Source organism: Paeniglutamicibacter sp. ZC-3, assembly GCF_025847175.2.
GTDB lineage: Bacteria > Actinomycetota > Actinomycetes > Actinomycetales > Micrococcaceae > Paeniglutamicibacter > Paeniglutamicibacter sulfureus.
Window position 1 is genome coordinate 65614 of sequence record NZ_JAOYTG010000001.1, and the last position, 24068, is coordinate 89681.

Consider the following 24068-nt stretch of genomic DNA (forward strand, 5'->3'; position numbering starts at 1 on the left):
TCGCCGATGCCTGGTCTGAGCCCCGGAAAGACGTGGTGTCTGTAAGGCGCACAGCGCATTACAGACACCATCGCCCGCGAAAGTGGCTGTCCGGGGCAAAACGGGGACCCTTCTAAACGGCTGGAAACAACACGTCGTAGCCCAGCTTGAGGATCAGCGCGCCCACCACGGCAAGGAAGACAATGCGGATGAACTTGCTGCCCTTGGACACAGCCATGCGCGCGCCGAGGTAGCCGCCAACCATGTTCGCCGCCCCCAGCACCAGGCCGATCCCCCACAACAGGTGCCCGGAAGGCAGGAAGAACGCCAGTGCGCCCAGATTGGTCGCCATGTTCACGATCTTGGCCTTGGCACTGGCTGCAAGGAAGTTGTAGCCCATGAAGGCGACCATCGCGATGATCAGGAACGAGCCGGTGCCCGGGCCGATCAGCCCGTCGTAGCCGCCGATGACCAGCCCGATCACCGCCGCCACCGCGTGGTGGCGGGACCCGGTGTGGCGCAGGTTGGTCAGTTCCCCTGCCGTTGGTTTGAAGAGCGTGAACAGGCCAACCGCGATGAGTGCGGCAATGATGACGGGTTTGATGACTTCTTCGGGCAGCAGCGTGGCCAGGATCGCCCCGCCGAAGGAGCCCGCCAGCGCCACCGTGGCCATTGGGATCGCGGTCTTCAGATCCGGATGGGCACGGCGGTAATAGGTCACCGCACTGGTGGTGGTGCCGAAGACGGATCCCAGCTTGTTGGTGGCAAGCGCCTGCACCGGGGAGATCCCCGGGACCAACAGCAGGGCGGGGAGCTGGAGCAGTCCCCCGCCGCCGACCACCGCATCGACCCAGCCCGCGGCGAATCCTGCGAGCACGATCAAGGCGATGGTTCCGGGCTCCATTCCCTGCAGCCCGGAACCATCAAGCAGGGTCGCCGCCTCGATCATCCCTAGCCCTTGGCGAGGGCGATCAGCTGCGCGACAACCTCGTCGACGGAGACGTCGGTGCGTTCCCCGGTGGCGCGGTCCTTGACCTCGACCACTCCGTCGGCCAGGCCGCGGCCGATGACCACGATCGTGGGCACGCCGATGAGCTCCGCGTCGGAGAACTTCACGCCTGCCGAGACCTTGGGACGGTCATCGTAGATGACCTCGACACCGGCTGCGTGCAGCTCGTCGGCGATCTTCTGTGCCGCCTCGAAGAGTTCTGCCTGCTTGCCGGTGACCACCAGGTGCACGTCGGCCGGGGCCACGTTGCGGGGCCAGACCAAGCCGTTCTCATCGTGGTTGGACTCGGCCAGGGCGGCGACGGCACGGGTGACACCCACGCCGTAGGAGCCCATGGTGACGACCTTGAGCTTGCCGTTCTGGTCCAGCACCTTCAGGTCCAGGGCCTCGGCGTACTTGCGGCCGAGCTGGAAGATGTGTCCCATTTCGATGCCGCGGGCGGTTTCCAGCGGGCCGGATCCGTCCGGGGCCGGGTCCCCGGCGAGCACCTCGACGCACTCGATGGTGCCGTCCCAGGTGAAGTCGCGTCCGGCGACCAGGCCGAAGACGTGCTTGCCGGCCTCGTTGGCGCCGGTGACCCAGCTGGTGCCGGCAACCACGCGCGGGTCAACCAGGTACAGGATCTTGGAAGCGCCTTCCAGGCCCAGGACCGCCGCATCAGTGCCCAGCGCCGGGCCGATGTAGCCCTTGATGAGCGTCGGGTGCTTCTTCAGGTCATCCTCGGTCGCGGCCTCGAGGCCGACCTCGCCGCCGGTTTCCAGGTGCGCGGAGATGTTTGCCTCGACGCGCTTAAGGTCCACGTTGCGGTCCCCGGGCAGGCCGATGGCCACCAGTTGGCGTTCGCCGGTGGGCAGCGTGGCGGCCAGCACGACGTTCTTCAGGGTGTCAATGGCGCTCCAGGCGCCGGCGCGCGGGGCGATCTCGTTGGCGCAGGCCACCAGGGTATCGATGGTCGGGGTGTTCGGGGTGTCCAGGACCTCGAAGGCCGGGGCATCGGTGAAGTCGATGTCCTCGGGCACCACGGTGGTCACCGCCTCGACGTTGGCGTAGTAGCCTCCGGGAGAGCGGACGAAGGTGTCCTCGCCGACAGGAGTCGGGTGCAGGAATTCCTCGGACTTCGATCCGCCCATGGCGCCGGCCGTGGCGAAGACCGGAAGGATCTCCAGGCCCAGGCGGCCGAAGATCTTCAGGTACGCGGCGCGGTGGGCCTGGTAGGCCTCTTCCAGGCCCTCGTCGTCGATGTTGAAGGAGTAGGAGTCCTTCATGATGAATTCGCGCCCGCGCAGCAGGCCCGCGCGGGGACGTGCCTCGTCGCGGTACTTGTTCTGGATCTGGTAGAGGTAGGCCGGCAGGTCCTTGTAGGAGTTGTACAGGTCCTTGACCAGGAGGGTGAACATCTCCTCATGGGTGGGGGCCAGCAGGTAGTCGGCGCCCTTGCGGTCCTTGAGGCGGAAGAGTCCGTCGCCGTACTCGGTCCAGCGGCCAGTCGTCTCATAGGGTTCGCGCGGCAGCAGCGCCGGGAAGTGGACTTCCTGGGCGCCAATGGCGTTCATCTCCTCACGGATGATGGCTTCCACCTTGCCCAGGACGCGCAGGCCCAGCGGCAGCCAGGTGTAGATCCCCGGTGCCGCGCGGCGGATGTACCCGGCGCGAACCAGCAGCTTGTGGCTGGCGACCTCGGCATCGACCGGATCTTCGCGCAGCGTGCGCAGGAACAGGGTGGAGAGCTTTAGGACCACGCTAACTTTCCATTTCCGCGGCCATATTCCAGGCCACAACATAGTGGTGGGGTGCAAATCTTTGGTGCCGCGGCTTTCGCCCCGGGCGGGCAACCGCTTCCGTGCACGGGGTTCCGCGTCGGGGCACGGCGCCGCAAGGCACTTGTCCCATCCTACTTTGCCGACCCGGTGCCCCTTGGCATCGAGGGCAACATGGCTGTGGCCGAACGGCAATGACCAAGGCGTGCCCGAGGCCCCTTGCGAACTGATCGTATGACGCGGGATAAATTGCCGCTGTTGGACCCGGCCCGGCGTTTCTGGCCCCACTTCATGAATACTGCCTGCACGGAGCGGTGGCGACACCTCCGTCGGCCAGTTACTTGCAGCGCACTCGGCGCCGGTAGGCCATGGGCAACATGGCCCACCCCTTGAAGTCAGCCGCGGGAGGAAGAATCCGCACGGAATCCGGCGGCCCCGAAACACGGCACGGCCGGGCCGCCCGTGACGGGAGGCCCGGCCGTGCCGGTGGAGCATGCGGGGTGTTACTGCTTGGGCAGCTGCGGGTCCACGCCGTAGTGGTTCGCCAGTTCGGTGATCACCGCGTGGGCGCCCTGGATGCTGACCGAGGCCAGGAAGGTGGAGTCGTCGACCGGAAGCTTGTCGCCCTCGAGGCGGTTCCAGAGCGGGTTGGACTCGTATTCGGCCTTCTGGGCGCGCGAGGCGTCGCCTTCGGCGCCCGGCGGGGTCCAGGCGCTGACCATGATCAGGCGGGCGTCACCCTCCAGGATCTGCTCCGCACCCAGCGGGGCAAAGATCGAGTCCGTGGAGTCAAGTCCGCCTGCGGGGCGCGGGATCGCCATGTCGGCCATGATTTCGCCGATGAACGAGTCGGTCGCGTAGAGCCGGGCGGTGTCGCCGCCGGAGAAGCGGATCAGCGAGTAGGTCAGCTTCGGGTCCTTGGCCAGAATGGACTTGCCGACGGAGGCGGCGCGGTCCTCGTATTCCTTCACCAGGGTCTCGGCCTTGGTCTTCTCCCCCAGGGCCTCGCCGAGGAAGACGACGTTTTCCTTCCAGGTCGGGCCGGTGCTGTCGGAGAAGATGGTCGGCGCGATCTTGGAGAGCTGCGGGTACAGCGCCTCGTGGCGCACCTTGGCCGAGACGATCAGGTCCGGCTGCAGTTCAAGGATCTTCTCGAGGTTCGGCTCGGCGAGCGTGCCCACGTTGACGGACTCGGCGGTCGCCTCCTTCACGTCGCCCAGGTAGGGGGCGAAGGGGTCCTTCGGGTCCTGGCGGTACTGGACATAGCCGACCAGGTCGGCGTCGAGCAGCAGGGCCGCGTCGATGTAGCTCGGGTCCAGGGCGACGACGCGCTTGGGCTGCGTCTCCAGGGTGGTCGACCCCATGATGTGGTCCATGGTCAGGGGGTAGCCGGCGGCGTTGGCGGCCGGGGACGCCGCGGGGGCTTCGGTCGCGGGGGCGGCGCAGGCGGAGGTGGCGAGCAGGGCAATGCCGGCAAGGGCGGCGGCCACGCGGCGAACGGTCGACTTTTTCATGGGCGGGTACTTTCAGCGAGTGGGAAGTTACGCGGCAGCGGCACAAAAAGTTAGGGTTGCCTTGCCAAGGCAGTACACTAGCACAGTGCCGATACATAGGGCACGAAATTGTTTCGTAATCAAAAAGGGAGTCCTCGTGCCCGTCCTCGCCACCGCCGCGCAGGCGCCCGCTGCGGATCCGCGCACCGGCGGCCGTCCCGTCGGGCGGGCCCGCCGCCTGCGCCGCCTGGGGCTGGCCGCGGCGGCGCTGCTGCTGGCTGTGCTCGCCAGCATCTGCATCGGCGGCCAGCCCTCCTCGCTGGCCGAGGCCTGGCACGCCGTGGCCACCCCGTCCGGCACCGTCATGGACGTAACAATTCGCGAACTGCGCTGGCCGCGCACGCTGACCGGGATCGTGGTGGGCGCCTGCCTCGGGCTGGCCGGCACGCTGGTCCAGGGACACACGCGCAACCCGATCGCCGATCCGGGGCTGCTGGGCATCAACCAGGGCGCGGCGCTGGCGATCGTTGCGGCCACCACCTTCTGGGGCCAGCAGACCGCCGGGGTCGAGGCCACTCTCGCCTTCACCGGCGCCCTGGCGGCCAGCATCCTGGTCTTCCTGCTCGGGTCCGCCAGTCGGCACGGGGCCACCCCCATCACCCTGGTGCTGGCCGGGGCGGCGGTGACGGCCCTGTGCCACGGCCTGGTGTCCGGGCTGGTGCTGCTCAACGAGGAGGCGCTGGACACGCTGCGCTTCTGGCAGATCGGCTCGCTGGCCGGGCGGGACGGCGGCCTGGACCTGGTGGCCCCCTTCATCCTCGCCGGCCTGCTGCTGGCGCTGGCAAACCTCGGCGCGCTGAACACCCTGGCCCTGGGCGAGGACACGGCCACCGCGCTGGGCACCGGCGTGTTGCGCTCGCGCATCGTCGGGATTGCCGCGATCGCGCTGCTCTCCGGCTCGGCGGTGACCCTGGCCGGACCGATCGCCTTTGCCGGCCTGGTCATCCCGCACCTGGCGCGCGCCGCCATGGGCGGGGACCACCGCTGGCTGATGCCCTTCTCGCTGCTGGCCGGCGCCACCCTGGTGCTGCTGGCCGACACCGCCGGACGGGTCGTGGCGCGGCCCGGCGAGCTGTCCGTCGGCGTCGTACTGGCCGTGATCGGCGCGCCGCTCTTCGTGCGCCTGGCCCGGCGCAAGAGGCTGGTGGCCCTGTGAGCGCCGGGACGTCGGGGACCGGCACGCGCTTTGCCTCGGTGCGGGCGCTGCGCCTGGGGCCGGTGTCGCTGCGCACCGACCCGCGCACGCTGGCCGTGACGGCGTTGCTGCTGCCGCTGGTGCTGGCCGGCGCGGCCCTGCACATCGCCTTCGGCGGCACCCCGCTGGCCTTCGGCGAGGTGGTGCGCGCCCTGCTGGGCGATGACTCCAATCCCCTGGTGCACCTGGCCGCCACCGAGTTCCGCGCCCCGCGCATGGCAGCGGCCGTGCTGGTGGGCGCCGCCCTGGCCGCGGCCGGGGCGCTGACCCAGACCGTGGCCCGCAACCCGCTGGCCAGCCCCGACGTGCTCGGGGTGACCTCCGGCGCCGCGGTGGGAGCGGTGGGCGTGCTGGTGCTGGCCGGCGGCGGGCATGCCGGGCTCAGCGGCGCCGCAGCGATGCTGGGCATGCCCGCGGCGGCCTTCGCGGCCGGGCTGCTGGCCGGAGGCGCGGTGTACCTGCTGGCCTACCGCCGCGGCATCGACAGCCAGCGCCTCATCCTGGTCGGGCTGGGCGTCTCCGGCCTGGCCGCCAGCCTGACCACCTGGATGCTGACCCTGGGCGATGTCACCAGCGCGGGGCTGGCCCTGACCTGGATGATGGGCTCGCTCAACGGCAAGGAATGGACGCTGGTGGCACCGCTGGCCGTGGCCGCGGCGGTGCTGCTGCTCGCGGCGCTGGGCATGGGCCGCTGGCTGGCCCTGTCCAGCCTGGGCGACGACGTCGCGCTCGCCCTGGGCTCGCGGATCGGGACGGTGCGCACCGTGGCACTGCTGCTGGCGGTGCTGCTGGCCGCGGTCGCCACCGTGGTGGGCGGGCCGATCGCCTTCGTGGCCCTCGCCGCCCCGCAAATCGCGCGGCTGCTCTGCGGCGCGGCGCTGCCCCCGGTGGGCGCCAGCGCCCTGGTCGGGGCGCTCTTCGTGCTGCTCTCCGACGTGGCGGCGGCGAACCTGCTGGCCATCCCGCTGCCGGTGGGCGTGGCCACAGCGGTGCTCGGCGCGCCGTTCCTGATGTACCTGATCCTCAAACACCAACGGAGAACCTCATGATCCCGGCCGCATCCCGCCTCTGCGTGGAAGAGGTCACCCTGGGCTACGACGGGGACGACATCGTGCACCAGCTCAGCCTGGCCGTGCCCGACGGCGCGGTGACCTCGATCATCGGCCCCAACGGCTGCGGCAAGTCCACCCTGTTGCGCGCCATGGCCCGGCTGATGGTGCCGCGCTCCGGGCGCGTGCTGCTGGACGGGGAGCCGCTGCACCGCCAGCCGACCCGCTCGGTGGCCACCCGGCTGGGCATGCTGCCGCAGAACCCCACGGCCCCGGCCGGACTGACCGTGGCGGACCTGGTCTCGCGCGGGCGCAATCCGCGCCAACGCTGGTATCAGCAGTTCTCCGTCGGCGACGAGCGCGTGGTCGCCGAGGCGCTGGAAGCCACCGGCATCGCCGCGCTGGCCGACGTGCCGATGGACGAGCTCTCAGGCGGACAGCGCCAGCGCGCCTGGATCTCGATGGTGCTGGCCCAGGAAACAGACATCGTGCTGCTCGACGAGCCCACCAGCTTCCTGGACCTGGCCCACCAGGTCGAGCTCCTGGAACTGGTGCAGCGGCTGAACGCCGAGCACGGGCGCACGATCGTCATGGTGCTGCACGACATCTCACTGGCCGCCCGCTACTCGGACCACATGGTCGCGATGCGCCAGGGCCGGATCCATTCGGCGGGTTCCCCCTCCGAGGTCGTCACCGAGCGCGGGTTGAGGGAAATCTTCGGGCTGAACGCCCGCGTCGTCACCGACCCGGTCGCCGGACGCCCCCATGTCATCCCGCTGGGCAACGGGCCGCTGCCCGAAGCGCTGGCCTCCTCCACGGAACGGACCGCGGAGGCCGCGGCGAAAGCCTAGCGAAACCCCACGGGCATTTCCGCTGCGGCCCGGGGCTCCGTGCGTGGCTTGGGGCCGCCCGGCCGGGTTACGGGGCGGGAGTCGCCGCGGGCGGTGCCGCGCGCAGGATCGCCAGCAGGCCCTCGGCATCCTTTAGCGCCTGCGCGGTGGCTGCTTCGGGGGTACTCTTCACGGCGCGGGTAGCCGTCAGCATCAGGCTGCCGTCAATGAGTCGGACCGACACCTGTTTGTTCTTCGCATCCCCGTTCACGCTTTCCAACATGGTGGCAGTGGTGAAGGGAGCGGAACTCGTGACCTCAAGCGGGGTCAGCTTGGAGGTGATCGTTTGGCCGCCCGCGGTGACCGCGTAGGTGCTGCAGGACTGGTCCAGGTGCTGCTGCGCCGCCACGTTGGCCACCAGGCCGGCACGGTCGCGGTAGGAGGCAATTGTCAGGTCGCCGCCGGCGTTCTGCGGCAGGACGGCTGCCGCCATGGCCGCCTGGTCCAGCTGGTCGGTCAGGCTGCCCACCCCGTAGAGTCCGCACTCGGCAGGAACCACTGTGACACCCTCAAGCCACTTTTGCGCCTCCGGCAGTTGCTTGCGCAGCGCTTCCTGGTCATTGACGACTGTTCCGGGGGTCGCTGCCGCCCATTGCTGCACAGCGCTTTTCAGTGCAGCGGCATCCAGGTAACCCAGTTCGGCCCTGCCCGACGGACCAGCGGTCGGGCTGGCGGAGCCCGACTCGGTGACGGGCACCTCGACGGCGGTCGGCGATGATGCGCTGGGGCCCGGCACCGGCGCATCGGTGCAACCGGCAAGGGCCAGCAACAGGCCTGCTGCCGCCAGTGCGGTGGAGGTCCTGCGAATGGTTTCGTTGGTCCTTGGCATATGGGACGTCACGTCTAGCTTTCAGGTCGGCGGTCCTCAAGGGGCACGCTATGGCCGTGGTGGATGGTTCCGGCACCCGCCGGAAGGTCAGAAGAGGATGGTGGCGAACTCGCCGACCTCTTCGAAACCGACTTTGCGATAGGTCGCAAGGGCCGGTGCGTTGTAGTCGTTGACATAGAGGCTGGTGGTGGGGGCAAGTCGCAGGGCGTAGTCGGCGACTGCGGCCATGTAGCCGGCAGCCTTCCCGCCGCCGCGGTGCTCGGGGTTCATCCAGACCCCCTGGATCTGTGTGGCCCGGGTGGTGACGGTTCCCAGTTCGGCCTTGAACCGGATCGCGCCTTCAGTGTCCAGGGCGATCAGCGAATGTCCCGAATGGATCAGCGAGCGGACCCTCGAACGGTAGAACGACCCCCCATTGACCAGCGGGGAGTAACCCAGCTCTTCCTCGAACATCAGCGCGCAGGCCGGCAGCACCAGGTCGTACTCCCCCGCGTGGCTGGCCCGCAGGGAGGGCTCCGGCTCGATGGCGGGGGCCTTGGAGAGCGTCATGAAGGGCTGGTTGGGCCGCACGCTGAAGGCCTGCTGCGGACCCTCGGCGAGGACCTTCCACATCCCCATGACGGCATCGGCCGGGCCGAAGCAGGAAGCAAAACTCCGGTTCAGCGATTTCACCACGTGCCCAAATTCCCCGGCGTCCTCGGCGGTGACATTGATCGGCACGATATTTGCACCGATCCAGCAGGCCGAGACCAGCAGCGCCCCGTCGAACCGGCCCACGATGAGCGATCCGCCCAGACCCGGCCTGGCGGATCCGGTGACGGCCAGCTGCGCATCCATGAAGATGTTGGCGACCGGATCGATGGAAACGAGGGCGCGGAGAGCCGCGGTATCGGCGTCATCGAGGACACGGATACTTGCGGAGAGCGACTCTCCGGCGCCCGGGTTGCGTCTAGCTGACGGTAACCACGGGGCCACCTTGGACAGGATTTTCTCCATCCACGTTCCCCATTTCCTCGGCGATGCGCATCGCCTCTTCAATCAGTGTCTCAACAATTTGGTCTTCGGGCACCGTCTTGATGACTTCGCCCTTCACAAAGATCTGCCCCTTGCCGTTGCCCGAGGCAACACCGAGGTCGGCTTCGCGCGCCTCGCCCGGGCCGTTGACGACACAGCCCATGACTGCCACGCGCAGCGGGACCTCAAGTCCCTCCAGCCCGGCGGTGACCTGGTCGGCCAGCGTGTAGACGTCGACCTGGGCGCGTCCACAGGACGGGCAGGAGACGATTTCCAGCTTGCGCGGGCGCAGGTTCAGGGATTGCAGGATCTGCGCTCCAACCTTGACCTCCTCGACCGGCGGGGCCGAGAGCGAGACGCGGATGGTGTCGCCGATGCCCTTGGAGAGCAGCGCGCCGAAGGCGGTGGCTGACTTGATGGTGCCCTGGAAGGCGGGTCCCGCCTCAGTGACGCCCAGGTGCAACGGCCAGTCGCCGCGTTCGGCCAACAGCTCGTAGGCACGGACCATGACGACCGGGTCGTTGTGCTTGACCGAGATCTTGAAGTCGTGGAAGTCGTGTTCCTCGAAGAGCGAGGCTTCCCAGACGGCGGATTCGACCAGCGCCTCGGGGGTCGCCTTGCCGTACTTCTCCATCAGGCGCGGGTCCAGCGAACCGGCGTTGACTCCGATGCGGATGGAGGTGCCGGCGGCCTTGGCGGCCTCGGCAATCTGCTTGACCTGGTCGTCGAACTTGCGGATGTTGCCCGGGTTCACGCGGACGGCGGCGCAGCCGGCGTCGATGGCGGCAAAGACGTACTTCGGCTGGAAGTGGATGTCGGCGATCACGGGGATCTGCGACTTCTTTGCGATGATCGGCAGCGCCAGCGCGTCGTCGGCCGACGGGCACGCAACACGCACGATGTCGCAGCCGGTGGCCGTGAGTTCGGCAATCTGCTGCAGCGTGGCGTTGATGTCGGTGGTCGGCGTCGTCGTCATCGACTGGATGCTGACGGGGCTGTCGGAACCCACACCGACGGAACCGACCTTGATCTGTCGGGTCTTGCGCCGCGGCGTGAGGACCGGGGGTGGCGTCGATGGCATGCCGAGACTGACCGGGATCGAGGTCAAGATTTCCTCCGAGGTGTAGAGAATGGAAGCTTTTTCCATTATCCCCCCGCAACCCGGCCCGCGGGGCCGTAATCTCGCAGGGCGAAGCCGGACGCGCGTCCGCGACATCAAAGTGCCGTGATCACGCGGGTTTGCTACCTAGGCGTGGTGACTGAGCTCACCCGTGACCGGGCTCCATTCGGTGATCCGCAGGGCGGCAATGGAGCCGCTGACCGCGAACGGGTCGTCCTTCAGGGTCTCGGCCAGTGCCGCCTGGCTCGGCGCCGACAACAGCAACAGGGCGCCGGATCCGTCCACGTAGGGGCCGGAGGCGACCAGCGCAATTTCGCCGGCCAATCCGGACAGGAACTCGCGGTGCCCGGGGCGGTGCTCATCACGGATGGCATCGGAACCGGCCGCGTATACATATTCGACTGCAAAAACACTCATGAGCTACAGCCTAATGCTTGCGAAAGCCAAATGGGTTGCGTGGCACAGTCAAGCCGCGCGGAGGGCCCCTGCCATGTCCCGGGAGGGACCTCAGAGGCGCCGTTTAGGGAATCATCCGGTCAGCCAAGGAGCGAGATGTGCGGCCTTGCGGTGACGGCCGTAATGAATGTGATCGATCCCAGGCTCAGGGAAAAGCTTCCAGGGGTCAGAACATCATCAGCATGAATCCCGCCACGGTACACAGGATCCCGGTCCCCGTGAGTATCCAGCCGATGAGCAAGGCGTGGTTGTCACGCGGGGGCGGCCCCAGTCCCCACCGGGCGGGATGGCACTTATCGTAATGGAGTTCGACTTGCGTTCCCACATCCAGGATTTGGACTTCTGCGGGGTCGTGCAGGGCGAGGCGCGGCGTGTTTTCACTATCTGACCAGCGGAAGCCTTGAAATCCACCGGCTTCGAAGACCTCGGCAGTGGTCGTGGTCCACTGGCACCGGCGCCTTGCCACGATCCAGCCCGCGATGAGCAGCGGAATCCCAGGGACAAATCCCACCCACGTCATCATTTCCAACATGGGGCCCAAGGCACCTGCGGGTCCGGTCATGCTCCAATCTTATCCGCTGCCAAGTGCAGTCATCGTTGCCGGCTGCCGCTGCGTTGTAGCACTACGACTGGCTGTGGTGATAAGCGTCGGGGTGCACCGAGTCGGCCTCGTGGGACTTGACGGACAGTGAACACTCGTCTCGGCAATCCTAAGGCGCGGAGCGGGGTACCGGTCACCTGGACTGGACCCAAATCCACGGGAGACGCGGGCACTTCCGTCGAGGGCGACTTTCCGTCATCCTGAAATCGGAACGACACGGAGTCTCGCGAAGGATTCAGGGGTGGTCATGTCACCGAAAGGCGGGGGGACATGGGGCCCCTTGATCGTGGGGGTCATTCCCCGGCAGCACCCCGAGGTCATCTCACACGGGTTGGTGCTTGCCGAGCAGCTTGATCGTGCCATGATCTTCGCTTACGTGGAGACCAACAGTTACCTGACGGAGTGGAACCTCCAGGAAGACATCAGGGATCTTTCGTTGCATCCACGCGACCTCGATGAGGACATGACCGCGGATGCCCTGGAAATCCTTGCCGTTGTTGAAGCGAGGATGGAGGGAAGTTCTACCGTCTGGACCTTGCGTATCCTGGCGGGCGAGATCTGGAAGGCATTGGCGCGCCTGGCCTCGGAAACCGACGCTTCAATGATCATTGTGGGGACCAGGAAGCCCACGTTTGGGGCGCATGTTTCCCAACTGCTCAACGGTGCCACGGCTTCACATCTCGCCGCGCACCAGCACCGGCCGGTTCTGGTGGTGCCAAGCATGGCCAAGCCCAAAGGGCGCCGGGTGTAGTCCGTGTATGTTTGCGCTGTGGGCCCACAAGGGGCCGGCGGATACACGGCGCCGGAGCGCCGTCGGGCACTCCTGCCGTCCTAGAGAAAGGGTGCGCTCCTTCACGAAGCGCACCCTTGTGTACGTAGTTATGAGGGCATGGATGGATTTAGCCGGCTACGACGAGGCGCTGGTACTGTCCTGCACCTCTCCGACCAGTTCCTCGATGATGTCCTCCAGGAACAATACACCGGTGGTGTTCCCCGCCGCATCGAACACGCGAGCTACGTGGGCGCCGGTGCGGCGCATGGCGGCCAGCGCGTCCTCCAGCTCGCCGCCGCAGAAGGTGGAGGCCAGGGAGCGGATCCGCTTGGTCGGAACCGGCTCGTGGAGCTTCTGGGTCGTGGTCAGGTCCATAACGTCCTTCAGGTGCAGGTAGCCAACGAGTTCCCTGTCGTCGTTCACCAGGATGTAGCGGGAATAGCCGTGCTGGGCCACCGCGGCCTGGATGGCGGCCGGGGAGGAACCTTCCGGCAAAAGGACCATCGCATCGAGCGGCACCTCCACGTCGGAGACCTTCTTCGTGGTGAATTCGAACGCCTTGCCCAGGGTGCCGCTGGCATCGGACAGCATTCCGTCGCGGGTGGATTGCTCCACAATGGCCGCCACCTCGTCCAGGGTGTAGGCGCTGGTGGCCCCGTCCTTGGGCTCCACCCGGAAGAGACGCAGGATGGAGTTGGCGATGCCGTTCAGGGTCCAGATCACCGGTTTGACGATGCGGGCCACCATGACCAGCGGCGGCGCCAGGATCAGGGCGGCGCGCGTGGGCACCGAGAAGGAGATGTTCTTCGGAACCATCTCGCCGATCACCACGTGCAGGAACGTGACCAGCAGCAAGGCCGCGACGAAGGCGATGATGCCGATGGCCTCCGCGCTCAGTGAGGTGAAGCCGAGCGGGATTTCGAGCAGGTGGTGGATCGCCGGCTCTGAGACGTTCAGGATCACCAGCGAGCATACGGTGATGCCCAGCTGGCTGGTGGCCAGCATCAGCGTCGCGTGCTCCATGGCCCACAGCGTGGTCTTGGCCGCCTTGGAGCCGGCCTCGGCCTTCGGCTCGATCTGCGAACGCCGGGCGGAGATGACGGCGAATTCGGCGCCGACAAAGAACGCGTTGATGACCAGCAGCACGACGAGCCAGATGATTCCGGGAAGATATTCACTCATGGGTCAGGTCCTGGGTCATGTTCTCGATGATTTGGTCGTGTTCGCTCTGGGAGGGGTCGCCCGGGGTGAATTTCAGGCGTTCGATGTGGGTGCCCAGCACGCGTTCGACGCGCAAGGTGCCCTCGGGGAGGGTCACTTCGTCGCCGAGTTCGGGGATCCGGTCCAGTTGGTCGGTGACGAAGCCTGCGAGGGTGTCATACTCCTCGCCGTCCGGGACGTTGATCCCGGTGCGGTCCAGCAATTCGTCGGGCCGCAATGAGGCATCGAAGGTCACGGATCGTCCGGTTTTCACGACGCCGACACGGACCTTGTCGTGTTCGTCCTCGAGTTCCCCTACGATCTCCTCGACGAGGTCTTCGAGGGTGACGATTCCGGCAGTGCCGCCGTGTTCGTCGGAGACGATGGCAACCTGCAGGCCCTGCTGGCGGAGCAGTCCCAGGAGCGATTCAACGCCCATGGACTCGGGGATGCGCAACGGTGCATGCATCAGGTCGGTGGCGAGCAGTGTCGCGCGTTGCTCCATGGGAAGGGCAAAGGCCTGTTTGACGTGCAGCACGCCCAGGATCTCGTCGCGGTCCCGGCCAATCACCGGGAATCGGGAGAACCCGGTCGCGATGGCCAGGGCGATGATGTCCTCGGCGTGGTGCTCCGCATCCACCGCGACCATGCGCACCCGCGGGGTCATGACATCGGCGGCACTGTGTTCGGAGAAACGCAGCGTGCGGTGCAGCAGCGTGGCGTGGTCCTGGTCAAGGACCCCCTCCAGTGCCGATCGGCGCACCAGCGAACTGAGCTCCTCGGCACTGCGCGCCCCGGAGAGTTCTTCCTTGGGCTCGATGCCGAAGGAGCGGATGATCCCGTTGGCAGTGTTGTTGAACAGCAGGATCACCGGCTTGAAGACGGTGGTGAACAAGGCCTGGAAGGGCACAACGATCTTGGCGGTGGCCAGCGGCAGGGCGAGGGCGAAGTTCTTGGGGACCAGTTCGCCGATGATCATGGAGAAGACGGTGGCGAGGAAGATGCCGATCACCGCTCCGATGCCCGGCACGATCGCTTCAGGAACCCCGGCGCCCAGCAGTGGCCCACGCAGCAGGGAGCTGATAGCCGGTTCGAAGGTGTAACCGGTGAGCAGCGTGGTCAAGGTGATGCCCAGTTGGGCGCTGGAGAGGTGGGTGGAGGTGATCTTCAGGGCCTTGATGGTGGGGCCCAGGCGTTTTTCACCGCGCGCGGCGCGGGCTTCAAGGTCGTTGCGGTCCAGGTTGACCAGCGCGAATTCGGAGGCAACGAACAAGCCGGTGCCCACGGTGAGGACCAGGCCAATGCCGATCATGATCCATTCATACATTGGGGCGCCCCTCTCCGGTGGGTGTCGGAATCAATCCGGCAGACGTGGAGAAGGGCCAGGGCATGTGGGAAGGGGGGTCATCCATAGTGGAACAAACTATATACGAATTAGGTGCGAGGCTTCTGAGCACCCCCGCTCGTCGCGGCAGCAACGAGCTGTCGCCGGCGTCGGCAATCCCAGACGGAATGAATCAACGGACTGGCTGCCTTGAATCCAGCACCACCGGTGAAAGCATAGGCGAGACATTGGTTAGGCGCCTATCCCCGACTGGACGTAGCATCCCGGACCTCACCAACGAGTTCCTCCAAGACATCCTCGAGCGCCACGACACAAATGCCACTGACCGGATTCGAAGTTCCCTCAATGAGTGCCAGATGGGCGTTGAGTTTCTGCATTTCCTGCATCACCGGGCGCAGCTTCGCATCTCGTGGAACCGAAACCAAGGGGCGGATCGAACCCGGGGGAAGCGTTTCGTGGCGATGCTCTGCGGACATGGAGAGGATGTCCTTGACATGTACGTACCCCACCAGCAATCCGTCATCGCCTTGTACCGGAAAGCGCGAGAAGCCGGTTTCCACGCACAGCTTTTCCAGCTCGGTGACGGTGGCGGAACAGGAAACGGTTCGTAGCTGATCCGCGGGAATGGCTACATCGGCCGCGGTCAAGCTCTCGAAATCCAGGGCGCCGGTAAGCAGCGCAATTTCGTCCTCATCCAACAATCCTTCCCTGCCGGATTCGGCGATGAACCCACGGACATCCTCGGAGGTGAACGCAGAGGCTACTTCGTCGCGGGGTTGGGCCTTGAAAGCCCAGCGCACCACCAGGTTGGCGCTGTGGTTCATGGTCCAGATCACCGGACGGAAGACCATAACGAACACCCTCAGCGCCGGGCCAAGGATGAGCGCCGAGGGGACCGGACGGACGATTGCCATGTTTTTGGGCACCATTTCCCCCAGCACCATGTGCAGGAAGGTCACTATCAGCAGGGCCAACAGCAATGCGACCGGGTGTATGAGCTCCACCGGCACACCTACAGAGGTCAGCGGACCTTCGATGGCTGGGGCTATCGCGGGTTCACCGACGGCGCCGATCAACAGGGAACACGCGGTGATGCCCAGTTGGGTGGCGGCCAGCGAGGTGGAGACGTCTTCCATTCCCTTGAGCGCCCAGCGGGCGGTCCAGGCGCCGGTGGCGGCCTTCGGTTCGATCTGGTCGCGGCGGGCCGAGACCATGGCGAACTCGGCACCCACGAAGAAGGCATTGCCAGCCAGCAGCAGGGCCAGGAGCAAGAACGCGGTTCCCTCGATCACCGGCGCTCACCTTTGTCCCCGTGCCCGCCAACACCATCAGGGGTGCGGCCCGGGGATCGGCGGGCAATGATCCGGTCCACCCGGTGCCCGTCCATCTTCAGCACCACCAGGGAAACCTCGATGGGTGTGGGCAGGCCGTTTTCGTCAAGGTTCACCCGGTCGACCGCGTGGAGGGTGACCTTGTCTCTTGTGCCGGGCAGGTGGTCGAGCTCTTCGGCCATGAGCCCGCCGAGGGTGTCGGATTCCTCGCCCTCGGGTATTTCCAGGGCCATGATGTCACCGAGTTCGTCCGGACGCAGCAATCCGGAGATCCCGAGGGCACCGTCTCGGTAGCGGCGGTAGCGTTGGACCTTGGCGTCCTGCTCGTCATCGATTTCCCCGACGATTTCCTCGATCAGGTCCTCAAGGGTCACGATGCCTGCGGTCCCGCCATATTCGTCGATGACCACCGCCATCTGGAGCCCCGGCTGGCGCAGCTCGCGCAGCAACGGGTCGAGGGTCATGGATTCGGAGACCACCGGTATCGGGACGGTGATCTCCCGGACCAGGCGGGTTGCGCGCTGCTGGAAAGGGACGGCCAGGGCGTGTTTGAAATGGACCGCCCCAAGGATCTCGTCCACGGTGTCGCCGTGGACAGGGAAGCGCGAGTATCCGCTGGAGGCCGAGAGGTCGATGAGTTCCTGCACGTTGTGCCGACTCAGGAACATCACCTGTGGGCGAGGGCGCATGACATCCGAGGCGGTGCGATCACCGAATTCGATGGAACGGGCCACCAGTTCGGCCGTGCCCGGATCCAGGGTACCTTGCTGCCCGGAACGAGAGACCACTGCGGCAAGTTCCTGGGGGGTGCGGGCGCTGGCAAGTTCTTCCGCGGGGGTGAATCCCAGGAGCCGCAGGATCCCGTTCGCCGAGGAGTTCAGGATCTTCACCAACCAACCGAACAGGAACATGAAGATCCTCTGCGGGTGCACCACTAGTTCGGCCACTCGCATCGGTTCGGCTATGGCCCAGTTCTTGGGCACGAGTTCACCGAACACCATTTGCGTGAACGTGGCGATGATGAAGGCCGCGGTGAGTGCCGTGCCCGTCGCGGTGGCCCGTGGGATGTGGGCCAGGGCAAACGCCTCGGTGAGCAGGACGCCGAGGGACGGTGCCATGAGGAACCCGGCAACCAAGCTGGTGAGGGTAATGCCCAACTGCGCACCGGAGAGATTGGTGGAAGTCTTCTTGAGGGACCGTTCCAGCACAAGGGCGCGTCTGTTACCGGATTCCCCGGCCGCACGCACGGTGTTTCGGTTGACGGTGAGAAAAGCGAACTCGACGGCCACAAACAACGCATTGGTCAGAATGAGAAGAACAAAAACCCCCAGTAGTATCCAAGCGCTCACCAGGTTCTCCCACCCCTGGACACCGTGCAGCGAAGGCTACTCGGAAGCTCACTGTTCAATCTGCAGGAGGGGAGGCAACGCCACGGTAAGCGCCGGCAGTCGGCACCGGCCATCTGTCCTCGAGGTTGCTCTGTCCGGGGGACGAAGGACCCGCCTTCGAGGACATCACAACCCAGGCGGTCTTGAGCAGCGGAACTCCTCTGGGTGGCCGGGGTCATGTTGCGAACTATTCAGGGGCTCTGTTGGGCACCACGAGCATTGGCAAAGAAATATGCTGCAACAACGCTTGACTGACCGACCCGTGCATCCACCCGGACAGGCCGCCGAAACCCCGGGTCCCGACAACGAGGAGGACCGCGTCCCCGGCGGCGTGAGCGATCTCGGGGACCGGCTTGCCTGCCACGTAGTGGACGCTGATTTCCAGCCCGATAAACCGCTCCTTGGTGTGGGTCAGAAGCTCGGTCAGGGAAGAACCATAGGTTTCCTCATGTTTGGTGGCAGCAACGGTCACCACGCTCAGGGAAAGACCATCGCGCTGCGCAAAACCCGCTGCGGTGTGGAGCAGGCTCATCGCCCCGGGCCCGGGTTCGACCGCAACGACGACGCGTCCCACGGATAGAGCATGCCCGTTCTCCGTACCTTGGCTGGACGGGCGGGACTCCCAGCCATGGGGAATGACGGCCGTGGGACTATGCGCGTGTGCGGCCAGTGCAGAGGAGACACTGCCCAGCCGGGCGCCGATTGCCGAGTGGTGTCTTCGTCCAACCACAGTTAGGCCCGCGTCGTTCGAAAGCTTCACCAAGACTTCGTTGGCGCGTCCCGGGAGCGCGATGCCCTGCGACGAGACGCCTAGGCGGCGGGCCTCGGTTTCCAAGCCTTGAAAGAGTCGTTCCGCATCACGATGGGCGGTTTGCAAGTACGCTGAGTCAATCGACGGATCTGCAATCGTGGGACTCGGAAAGACGTTGGCGAACCATACGGGCCATTGTCGGAACCCCGCCTCACGCACGGCCCAAAGGGCTGCGCCTCGGCTTTCCGGCGAACCATCTACACCAGCGAGAACAACGTTCTCCATGGCTTCATCCTAGTGGAAAACCGCTCAGCATCGTATGCCCCGGACCATCATTCATGTCATGTGGACTACTCAGGCCTTGATGTGAGCGGGAACCGCTCGGTAGGTCCGCGTAAGATCGGGGAAATCACTGCGGCCATCCAACGGCCCGTGCCCCTAGACCAGGTCGTCCATCAGCCGGGCGAGGATGTCGTTCATGGCGAGCAGACCGACCAGCTGGCTGCCTTCAACCACGATGAGCCGGCTGAGTTGGTAACGGCTCATCAGGGCCGCCGCCTGACGCACGGAGAGGTCCTCGTTCACGGCGATGGCCGGTATCGTGGCGGTGTCATAAACGTTGAGAAGATCCACGTCCCCTTCTTCGGCGACGACGGTCTGTAGGAGTTCCCGGTAGCTGAGCATCCCATAAGCGTCATGGGCATGCTGCCGCTCCACCACCAAGCTCTTCACCTGGCGATCCTTCATCATTGACAGTGCTTCCCGCAGCGTGTTGTACGGGGAAATCGTGACGACATTGGGGACCATGACGTCCTTGACGGTGAGCATGTTCTTCCTCCTCGTTTGTCGGGCCCGGATGGGCACGGCGTCAGTCTTCTCCGCGGCGCAGATGTTCTTCAAAACTTTGCACCTGGTGCGGGTCGATCCCCGTCAGGTGCTCGATGGGCACAGCGAAGGCCAGACCACGGGAGTCGGTCCCCCGCACCAATATGCCGTGCAGTTCTTTCAGGATGGGTGCTGTCAGGTGTTTTCCCACAACCATCAGCAACACCGACTGTGTACCTTCAAAGGTCAACCCGAAGAAGGTTTTTCTGGATTCGCCCCCGATGCCTTTGCCCGACAGGATCGTCACGCCCGTGGCCCCGACTTGCTGGGCATGCCTGATGACCTTGTCTTCCAGTTCCTCCGGGGCGATGACGATGATGGCGGTGAATTTCATGTCGGTTCCTTCCTCAGCCGGGGAAATCTCTCCATCACCATGGCATACACCATGACGGCAATGACAGGGAAGATCGAGGCAAATGCGATCAATCCGAACCCGTCAATGAGTACGTCGCGTCCTTCGACAGCCGCGGCAAGGCCGATGCCCAGAGCGGTGACCAGCGGCACCGTGACTTCCGAGGTCGTCACTCCTCCCAGGTCAAATGCCAAGCCGATGATATGTCTCGGGGCGAAAAAGACCAGAACAACCGCGACCGCGTAGGCGGCCATGATGAAGTAGTGGAAGGGTCCCCCGGTCAAGATGCGGTATACGCCGAAGCCGATCCCCAGCCCTACCCCGACGGCGACAATAACCCGCAAGGTGACCGCGCCGACTTTCCCTGGGGATGCGGCCTGTGCCTGCTCGCCGATCGCCACCAGCGCGGGCTCGGCCATGGTGGTGGCAAAACCAATCAGGAGCGCAAAGAGCAGGATCATGGCCGGCACCCCCTGGGCGATGAGTTGCTCCGCCATGAGCGTCCCCAGGGGAAAGAGCCCGATCCGCAGCCCCACGACGAAGGCGTACAGACCCACCAAGACCATGGCGAAGCCGGTGACGACCCGTAACGGGTGGGCCAGTCTGCGACGAAGCGCAACCCACTGGAAAAATAGGACCACGGCCACGATGGGCAGCACCTCCCGGATCATGGAGGCCAGCCCAAGGATCATGCCCACTACCCAGCCCGTCGGATTCGCCGCGGGCTCCGCGACCGGCCCCGCCCCGATATCGCCGAAGCGGAAGACCCAGATCCCGTACAGCTGCACGCCGATCATGGGCACCATCACGCTCAGCGCCACCAGGCCGAACCCGTCCGACAGCAGGCTGCGCCCCCTGATCGAGTTGGCCAGTCCCAGTCCGATGGCAGCGATCAGCGGGACGCTCACAATGTTGGTGGTCACCCCGCCGGAATCGTACGCCAAGCCGATGATCTCCGCCGGGGCCACATAGGTCAGCGACAGCACCACGGCGTATCCGGCGATCAGCAGCCAATGCACCGTCCAGCCGCGCAGCACGCGCAGGATCCCCACCACCAGGACCAGTCCCACCGAGCCGGCAATGACAAAGCGCAGGGCCAACCCGTTGATCCGCCCGTCGCTGACCAGCTGCGCCTGCTCGGCGATGGCGATGACGGCAGGCTCCGCGACGGAGGCTGCGAATCCGATGGCAAATCCGAAGGGCAGCAACAGTCCCAGTGCCCCGCGCCGGACGAACTGGTTGGCCAGGTTCTTCCCGACCGGGAAGATGCTGAGGTCAAGGCCAAACAGGAACAAGGCAATGCCCACCGCCACGATCAACAATCCCGCCAGCAGGGTCAGGGGGTCATCGGGCATGGAGCGGAACACCAGCCACTGGAACAAGACCACGACGGCCACGATGGGCAGCAGGTTCCGCAGCGCCTTCAGGAATTCGCGGGCGAATCGGCCGAGGTGCTCCATCGGGTCCTCTCCCGAGATCGTTCCTGCACATATCTTGACCTTCAGTCTGCAGGTCTCACCGGGCAGTGTCCACCACCCGGAAACCGCGGAAGCGCCCGCATTTCACTCCGGACGCCACCTTCTGCCGGGTGCCATTAACCTCGGCCCCGGGGCGGGCCATGGTGGCCTGGATGCGGGCGGAAAACGGTAAGTTGACCGTAGACGGGTCGAGGGCACTGGTCCCGGTGGGCCGGGGCGACGGCGCGCCGGATCACCAGGACGTTGAAGCGCTCTGGCCGGGCTGGCAGTGCAGCCTGCCCAGTTCCAGGACATCGAAGGATTCGCCGACGTCGGAAGGCTGCTTTGCACCGGGGTCAGGCCTTCCTGACAAGGTCAGCCGAAGATCGACACCGGCTTGACGATGTCTGCGTAAATCAGCACCGCGCCCATCACCAGCATGCCCACCGCAACGACGTAGGTCAGCGGAAGCATCTTGGCGATGTCCACCGGCCCCGGATCGGGTCGCCTAAAGACCTTGGAGAAGAACCGGCGCACCGATTCGAAGAGTGCGCCAAGGATGTGCCCGCCATCCAGCGGCAGCAGCGGGATCAGGTTGAAGACGAACAGGGCGATGTTCAGCCCGCCGATCAGCGAGATCAGGCTGGCTGCCTTGTCGGCCACCCCGATCTGCTCCATGGCGCTGATTTCGCCGGCGATCCGGCCCACGCCCACCACGGAGATCGGTCCATTGGGATCGCGCGGGGTGTCGGAGAACGCCGCCTTGCCCACCGCGGCAACGCGGGCGGGCAGGTCGAGCACCACCGCCGCGACACCCGACACCTGCTGTCCCACCGCAGGGAGGACGGCCGAGACCGGCTGCTGGATGTTTCGCACGTCCGAGCCCATGCCAATGAACCCGACCTCGACGGTCTGTGGGTTCCCCGCGGCGTCGGTGACGAGCTGCCCCTGGTCGTTGATCACCGGACGTTCGGTCTTGTAGGGGGTGATGGTGGTGGAGTGTTCCACGCCCTCGCGCTCGTAGGTCAGCGGGACGGACTCGCCGGCGTGGCCGCGGATGGCCTGGGTCAGCTCCACCCAGTCGGTGGTGCCCACCGGCGCGCCGTCAAAGGAGGTGATGGTGTCCCCGGGACGCAGGCCCGCCGCATAGGCAGGGCCCGGGGCGTCGGAGGGCAGGCAGCCGTTGTTGACCGAGGAGTCGCGGGAGGATTCCTCGCCCAGGGGCACTACGCACTGGTAGACCTCCTCGACGGTGCTGGTCTGGGAGGGCATGCCGAACCCGACGGTGACGATGCCGATCATGACCACGCCGATGAGCAGGTTCATCACCGGGCCGCCGAGCATGATGATGATGCGCTTGTAAACCGGCAACTTGTAGAACAGCCGGTTCTCGTCCCCCGGCTGCAGCTGCTCGGCGGCGGCGTGCCTGGCCTCGTCGGCCATCTGCTGGAACATGCCGGTGGAGGACTTGCGCAGGATCGGAGCGTCGGTGGCGCCCACGACCCCCTTGTTCTTGGCCGGCGGGTACATCCCGATCATGGCGATGTAGCCACCCAGCGGGATGGCCTTGAATCCGTATTCGGTCTCACCGCGCTTGAAGGACCACAGTGTCTTGCCGAAGCCGATCATGTACTGGGGCACGCGCACGCCAAAGCGCTTGGCCGGGACCAAGTGCCCGACCTCGTGCAGGCCGATGGAGAAGGCGATGGCGACGACCATGACCAGGACGCCGAGGATGAAAAGGAGGGTGCTCACAATGATTCCAAACGCTTGGCGGCTTCTGATCGTGCCCAGGACTCTGCGGCCAGCACGGAATCCAGGTCCAGGGTGCCGGGCTCGGGGTCGTAGCCCTGCAGGATGGCGTCGACCGTTTCGACGATGTCGGTGAAGCGGATGGCCCCGGCGTGGAATGCCTCGACGGCTTCTTCGTTCACGGCGTTGTACACGGCCATGTGCGTGGGCGAGGCGGCCGCGGCGGCCTTGGCCAGCTCGATGGCCGGGAAGGCAGCGGCATCCAGCGGCTCGAAGGTCCAGGAGGAGGCCGTGGACCAGTCGCACGGGGCGGTGGCCCCCGGCACCCGCGCCGGCCAGCCGATCCCCAGGGCGATGGGCAGGGCCATGTCAGGCGGGGAGGCCTGGGCGATGGTGGAGCCGTCGATGAATTCGACCATGGAGTGCACGATGGATTGGGGGTGCACCACCGCCTCAATGCGGTCCAGCGGCACGTCGAAGAGCAGGTGCGCTTCGATGACCTCCAGGGCCTTGTTGACCATGGTGGCCGAGTTGGTGGTCACCACCTTGCCCATGTCCCAGGTCGGGTGGGCCAAGGCCTGTTCCGGGGTGACCTCGCGCAGCTGCCCGCGGTCCCAGCCCCGGAAGGGTCCGCCGGAAGCTGTGACGATGAGCTTGTGCACTTCATCCGGGGTGCCGGCGCGCAGCGCCTGGGCCAGGGCGGAATGCTCGGAGTCCACCGGAACCAGCTGTCCGGGTGCGGCGGCGTCCTTGACCAGCGCGCCTCCGACGATCAGCGATTCCTTGTTGGCCAGGGCCAGCAGGTGGCCCGCATTCAGCGCAGCGAGCGTGGGGGCCAGGCCGATGGAGCCGGTGATGCCGTTGAGCACCACGTCCGCGTCAGGGAAGGAGGCGATTTGCGTTGCCGCGTCGGGCCCGGCGAAGAGCTGCGGGTCGTAGCCCTGGAGCCCGGCGGCGTCCTTGGCCGCGGCGATCGCGGCGGAGAGCGCGTCGATATCCGGGTGGGCGCAACCCACCGCGGCGGCCCGCGTGGCCACGGCCTGGGCTGCCAGCAGGGGCAGGTTGCTGCCGCCCGAAAGGGCTGCGACGGCAAATCTGTCGGGCGCCGCGGCGATGACCTCCAGGCCCTGGGTGCCGATGGATCCGGTGGAGCCGATCAGTGTGATGCGGCGGATCGTGCCGGGAAGCGGAGGCGTGAAAGCCGTGGCCGGGCGGGGGGCGGAAAACTGCGCAATGTTCACCTGACCCATTATGTCCGCTCTTCCTGTGCCTACCCAATGGGCGGCGGGCGCAACGTCGCGGTACGCGCTGCCGCCCTTAACCGGGAATGGCCCCCGTTTCCCTCCGTGAAGGGGGAATCGGGGGCCACTTCCGGATGGCACG

At 66.1% G+C, this 24068-nt stretch carries 22 protein-coding genes; 4 read left to right on the forward strand and 18 right to left on the reverse strand.

All coding sequences use genetic code 11. The annotated features are described in order from the left end of the window. Positions 1-112: 112 nt before the first annotated feature. The 3 genes from OIU93_RS00295 to OIU93_RS00305 form a co-directional block, all read right to left on the reverse strand. The gene (locus tag OIU93_RS00295) at positions 113-928 is read right to left on the reverse strand and encodes a TSUP family transporter (RefSeq protein ID WP_264268065.1); all 816 of its coding nucleotides are present in this window, start codon (positions 926-928) and stop codon (positions 113-115) included. A gap of 2 nt (positions 929-930) precedes the next feature. Then, a complete protein-coding gene (locus OIU93_RS00300) occupies positions 931-2727 on the reverse strand; it encodes a proline--tRNA ligase (protein WP_264268066.1) in 1797 nt (598 codons plus the stop codon). Between the two features lie 521 nt (positions 2728-3248). After that, positions 3249-4259, reverse strand: coding sequence for an iron-siderophore ABC transporter substrate-binding protein (locus OIU93_RS00305; protein ID WP_264268067.1), 1011 nt, complete (start codon positions 4257-4259; stop codon positions 3249-3251). 136 nt (positions 4260-4395) lie between these two features. On the opposite strand from OIU93_RS00305, the gene OIU93_RS00310 reads away from it, so the two are divergent. Genes OIU93_RS00310 through OIU93_RS00320 form a run of 3 tightly spaced genes read left to right on the forward strand, consistent with a single transcriptional unit; the run spans position 4396 to position 7393 of the window. Next, a complete protein-coding gene (locus OIU93_RS00310; protein ID WP_264268068.1) occupies positions 4396-5454 on the forward strand; it encodes an iron ABC transporter permease in 1059 nt (352 codons plus the stop codon). Further along, on the forward strand, positions 5451-6542 hold the full coding sequence (locus OIU93_RS00315; RefSeq protein ID WP_264268069.1) for an iron chelate uptake ABC transporter family permease subunit: 1092 nt from the start codon (positions 5451-5453) through the stop codon (positions 6540-6542). The genes OIU93_RS00310 and OIU93_RS00315 overlap by 4 nt, the downstream gene beginning before the upstream one ends. Continuing rightward, positions 6539-7393: an ABC transporter ATP-binding protein gene (locus tag OIU93_RS00320; protein WP_264268070.1), complete on the forward strand. Its 855-nt coding sequence runs from the start codon at positions 6539-6541 to the stop codon at positions 7391-7393. Before OIU93_RS00315 ends, OIU93_RS00320 begins: the two co-directional genes overlap by 4 nt. A gap of 67 nt (positions 7394-7460) precedes the next feature. Here the strand turns inward: OIU93_RS00320 and OIU93_RS00325 are convergent, their stop codons facing one another. The 5 genes from OIU93_RS00325 to OIU93_RS00345 form a co-directional block, all read right to left on the reverse strand. Beyond that, positions 7461-8273, reverse strand: coding sequence for a hypothetical protein (locus OIU93_RS00325; RefSeq protein WP_264268071.1), 813 nt, complete (start codon positions 8271-8273; stop codon positions 7461-7463). Between the two features lie 75 nt (positions 8274-8348). Further along, positions 8349-9257: a DUF4081 domain-containing GNAT family N-acetyltransferase gene (locus OIU93_RS00330; protein ID WP_264268072.1), complete on the reverse strand. Its 909-nt coding sequence runs from the start codon at positions 9255-9257 to the stop codon at positions 8349-8351. Beyond that, positions 9211-10356 carry a flavodoxin-dependent (E)-4-hydroxy-3-methylbut-2-enyl-diphosphate synthase gene (gene ispG, locus OIU93_RS00335; RefSeq protein WP_372342856.1) on the reverse strand — a complete coding sequence of 382 codons (1146 nt, stop codon included), beginning with the start codon at positions 10354-10356 and terminating at the stop codon, positions 9211-9213. Before ispG ends, OIU93_RS00330 begins: the two co-directional genes overlap by 47 nt. A gap of 165 nt (positions 10357-10521) precedes the next feature. Next, positions 10522-10812, reverse strand: coding sequence for a YciI family protein (locus tag OIU93_RS00340; protein WP_264268073.1), 291 nt, complete (start codon positions 10810-10812; stop codon positions 10522-10524). 205 nt (positions 10813-11017) lie between these two features. Next, positions 11018-11413 carry a hypothetical protein gene (locus tag OIU93_RS00345; RefSeq protein ID WP_264268074.1) on the reverse strand — a complete coding sequence of 132 codons (396 nt, stop codon included), beginning with the start codon at positions 11411-11413 and terminating at the stop codon, positions 11018-11020. Positions 11414-11699: 286 nt separating this feature from the next. On the opposite strand from OIU93_RS00345, the gene OIU93_RS00350 reads away from it, so the two are divergent. Next, positions 11700-12203: a universal stress protein gene (locus OIU93_RS00350; RefSeq protein WP_264268075.1), complete on the forward strand. Its 504-nt coding sequence runs from the start codon at positions 11700-11702 to the stop codon at positions 12201-12203. A gap of 156 nt (positions 12204-12359) precedes the next feature. On the opposite strand, the gene OIU93_RS00355 is transcribed toward OIU93_RS00350, so the two are convergent. The 10 genes from OIU93_RS00355 to dxr form a co-directional block, all read right to left on the reverse strand. Then, positions 12360-13406 (reverse strand): hemolysin family protein, encoded by a 1047-nt coding sequence (locus OIU93_RS00355; protein ID WP_264268076.1) that lies wholly within the window; start codon positions 13404-13406, stop codon positions 12360-12362. Beyond that, positions 13399-14751 (reverse strand): hemolysin family protein, encoded by a 1353-nt coding sequence (locus OIU93_RS00360; RefSeq protein WP_264268077.1) that lies wholly within the window; start codon positions 14749-14751, stop codon positions 13399-13401. Before OIU93_RS00360 ends, OIU93_RS00355 begins: the two co-directional genes overlap by 8 nt. Positions 14752-15008: 257 nt before the next feature. Continuing rightward, a complete protein-coding gene (locus OIU93_RS00365; RefSeq protein ID WP_264268078.1) occupies positions 15009-16061 on the reverse strand; it encodes a hemolysin family protein in 1053 nt (350 codons plus the stop codon). Then, entirely contained in the window at positions 16058-17449 is a 1392-nt protein-coding gene (locus OIU93_RS00370) for a hemolysin family protein (protein WP_264268079.1), read from the reverse strand. Before OIU93_RS00370 ends, OIU93_RS00365 begins: the two co-directional genes overlap by 4 nt. A 226-nt stretch (positions 17450-17675) precedes the next feature. Next, positions 17676-18524, reverse strand: coding sequence for a universal stress protein (locus tag OIU93_RS00375; RefSeq protein WP_264268080.1), 849 nt, complete (start codon positions 18522-18524; stop codon positions 17676-17678). Positions 18525-18677: 153 nt separating this feature from the next. Next, positions 18678-19067 (reverse strand): CBS domain-containing protein, encoded by a 390-nt coding sequence (locus tag OIU93_RS00380; protein ID WP_264268081.1) that lies wholly within the window; start codon positions 19065-19067, stop codon positions 18678-18680. A 40-nt stretch (positions 19068-19107) separates the two neighbouring features. After that, on the reverse strand, positions 19108-19458 hold the full coding sequence (locus tag OIU93_RS00385; RefSeq protein ID WP_264268082.1) for a P-II family nitrogen regulator: 351 nt from the start codon (positions 19456-19458) through the stop codon (positions 19108-19110). After that, positions 19455-20936, reverse strand: coding sequence for a DUF1538 domain-containing protein (locus OIU93_RS00390; protein WP_264268083.1), 1482 nt, complete (start codon positions 20934-20936; stop codon positions 19455-19457). Before OIU93_RS00390 ends, OIU93_RS00385 begins: the two co-directional genes overlap by 4 nt. 372 nt (positions 20937-21308) lie before the next feature. Then, the gene (locus OIU93_RS00395; protein ID WP_264268590.1) at positions 21309-22691 is read right to left on the reverse strand and encodes an RIP metalloprotease; all 1383 of its coding nucleotides are present in this window, start codon (positions 22689-22691) and stop codon (positions 21309-21311) included. Continuing rightward, the gene (dxr, locus tag OIU93_RS00400; protein WP_372342837.1) at positions 22685-23935 is read right to left on the reverse strand and encodes a 1-deoxy-D-xylulose-5-phosphate reductoisomerase; all 1251 of its coding nucleotides are present in this window, start codon (positions 23933-23935) and stop codon (positions 22685-22687) included. The genes OIU93_RS00395 and dxr overlap by 7 nt, the downstream gene beginning before the upstream one ends. Positions 23936-24068 lie beyond the last annotated feature (133 nt).

Excerpts from the sequence above, each read along its gene's own strand:
- OIU93_RS00295 (WP_264268065.1), bottom strand. The coding sequence starts at position 928 with ATGATCGAGGCGGCGACCCTGCTTGATGGTTCCGGGCTGCAGGGAATG.
- OIU93_RS00305 (WP_264268067.1), bottom strand. The coding sequence starts at position 4,259 with ATGAAAAAGTCGACCGTTCGCCGCGTGGCCGCCGCCCTTGCCGGCATT.
- OIU93_RS00320 (WP_264268070.1), top strand. The coding sequence starts at position 6,539 with ATGATCCCGGCCGCATCCCGCCTCTGCGTGGAAGAGGTCACCCTGGGC.
- OIU93_RS00330 (WP_264268072.1), bottom strand. The coding sequence starts at position 9,257 with ATGGAGAAAATCCTGTCCAAGGTGGCCCCGTGGTTACCGTCAGCTAGA.
- ispG (WP_372342856.1), bottom strand. The coding sequence starts at position 10,356 with ATGCCATCGACGCCACCCCCGGTCCTCACGCCGCGGCGCAAGACCCGA.
- OIU93_RS00340 (WP_264268073.1), bottom strand. The coding sequence starts at position 10,812 with ATGAGTGTTTTTGCAGTCGAATATGTATACGCGGCCGGTTCCGATGCC.
- OIU93_RS00345 (WP_264268074.1), bottom strand. The coding sequence starts at position 11,413 with ATGACCGGACCCGCAGGTGCCTTGGGCCCCATGTTGGAAATGATGACG.
- OIU93_RS00350 (WP_264268075.1), top strand. The coding sequence starts at position 11,700 with ATGTCACCGAAAGGCGGGGGGACATGGGGCCCCTTGATCGTGGGGGTC.
- OIU93_RS00355 (WP_264268076.1), bottom strand. The coding sequence starts at position 13,406 with ATGAGTGAATATCTTCCCGGAATCATCTGGCTCGTCGTGCTGCTGGTC.
- OIU93_RS00360 (WP_264268077.1), bottom strand. The coding sequence starts at position 14,751 with ATGTATGAATGGATCATGATCGGCATTGGCCTGGTCCTCACCGTGGGC.
- OIU93_RS00375 (WP_264268080.1), bottom strand. The coding sequence starts at position 18,524 with ATGGAGAACGTTGTTCTCGCTGGTGTAGATGGTTCGCCGGAAAGCCGA.
- OIU93_RS00380 (WP_264268081.1), bottom strand. The coding sequence starts at position 19,067 with ATGCTCACCGTCAAGGACGTCATGGTCCCCAATGTCGTCACGATTTCC.
- OIU93_RS00385 (WP_264268082.1), bottom strand. The coding sequence starts at position 19,458 with ATGAAATTCACCGCCATCATCGTCATCGCCCCGGAGGAACTGGAAGAC.
- OIU93_RS00390 (WP_264268083.1), bottom strand. The coding sequence starts at position 20,936 with ATGGAGCACCTCGGCCGATTCGCCCGCGAATTCCTGAAGGCGCTGCGG.
- dxr (WP_372342837.1), bottom strand. The coding sequence starts at position 23,935 with ATGGGTCAGGTGAACATTGCGCAGTTTTCCGCCCCCCGCCCGGCCACG.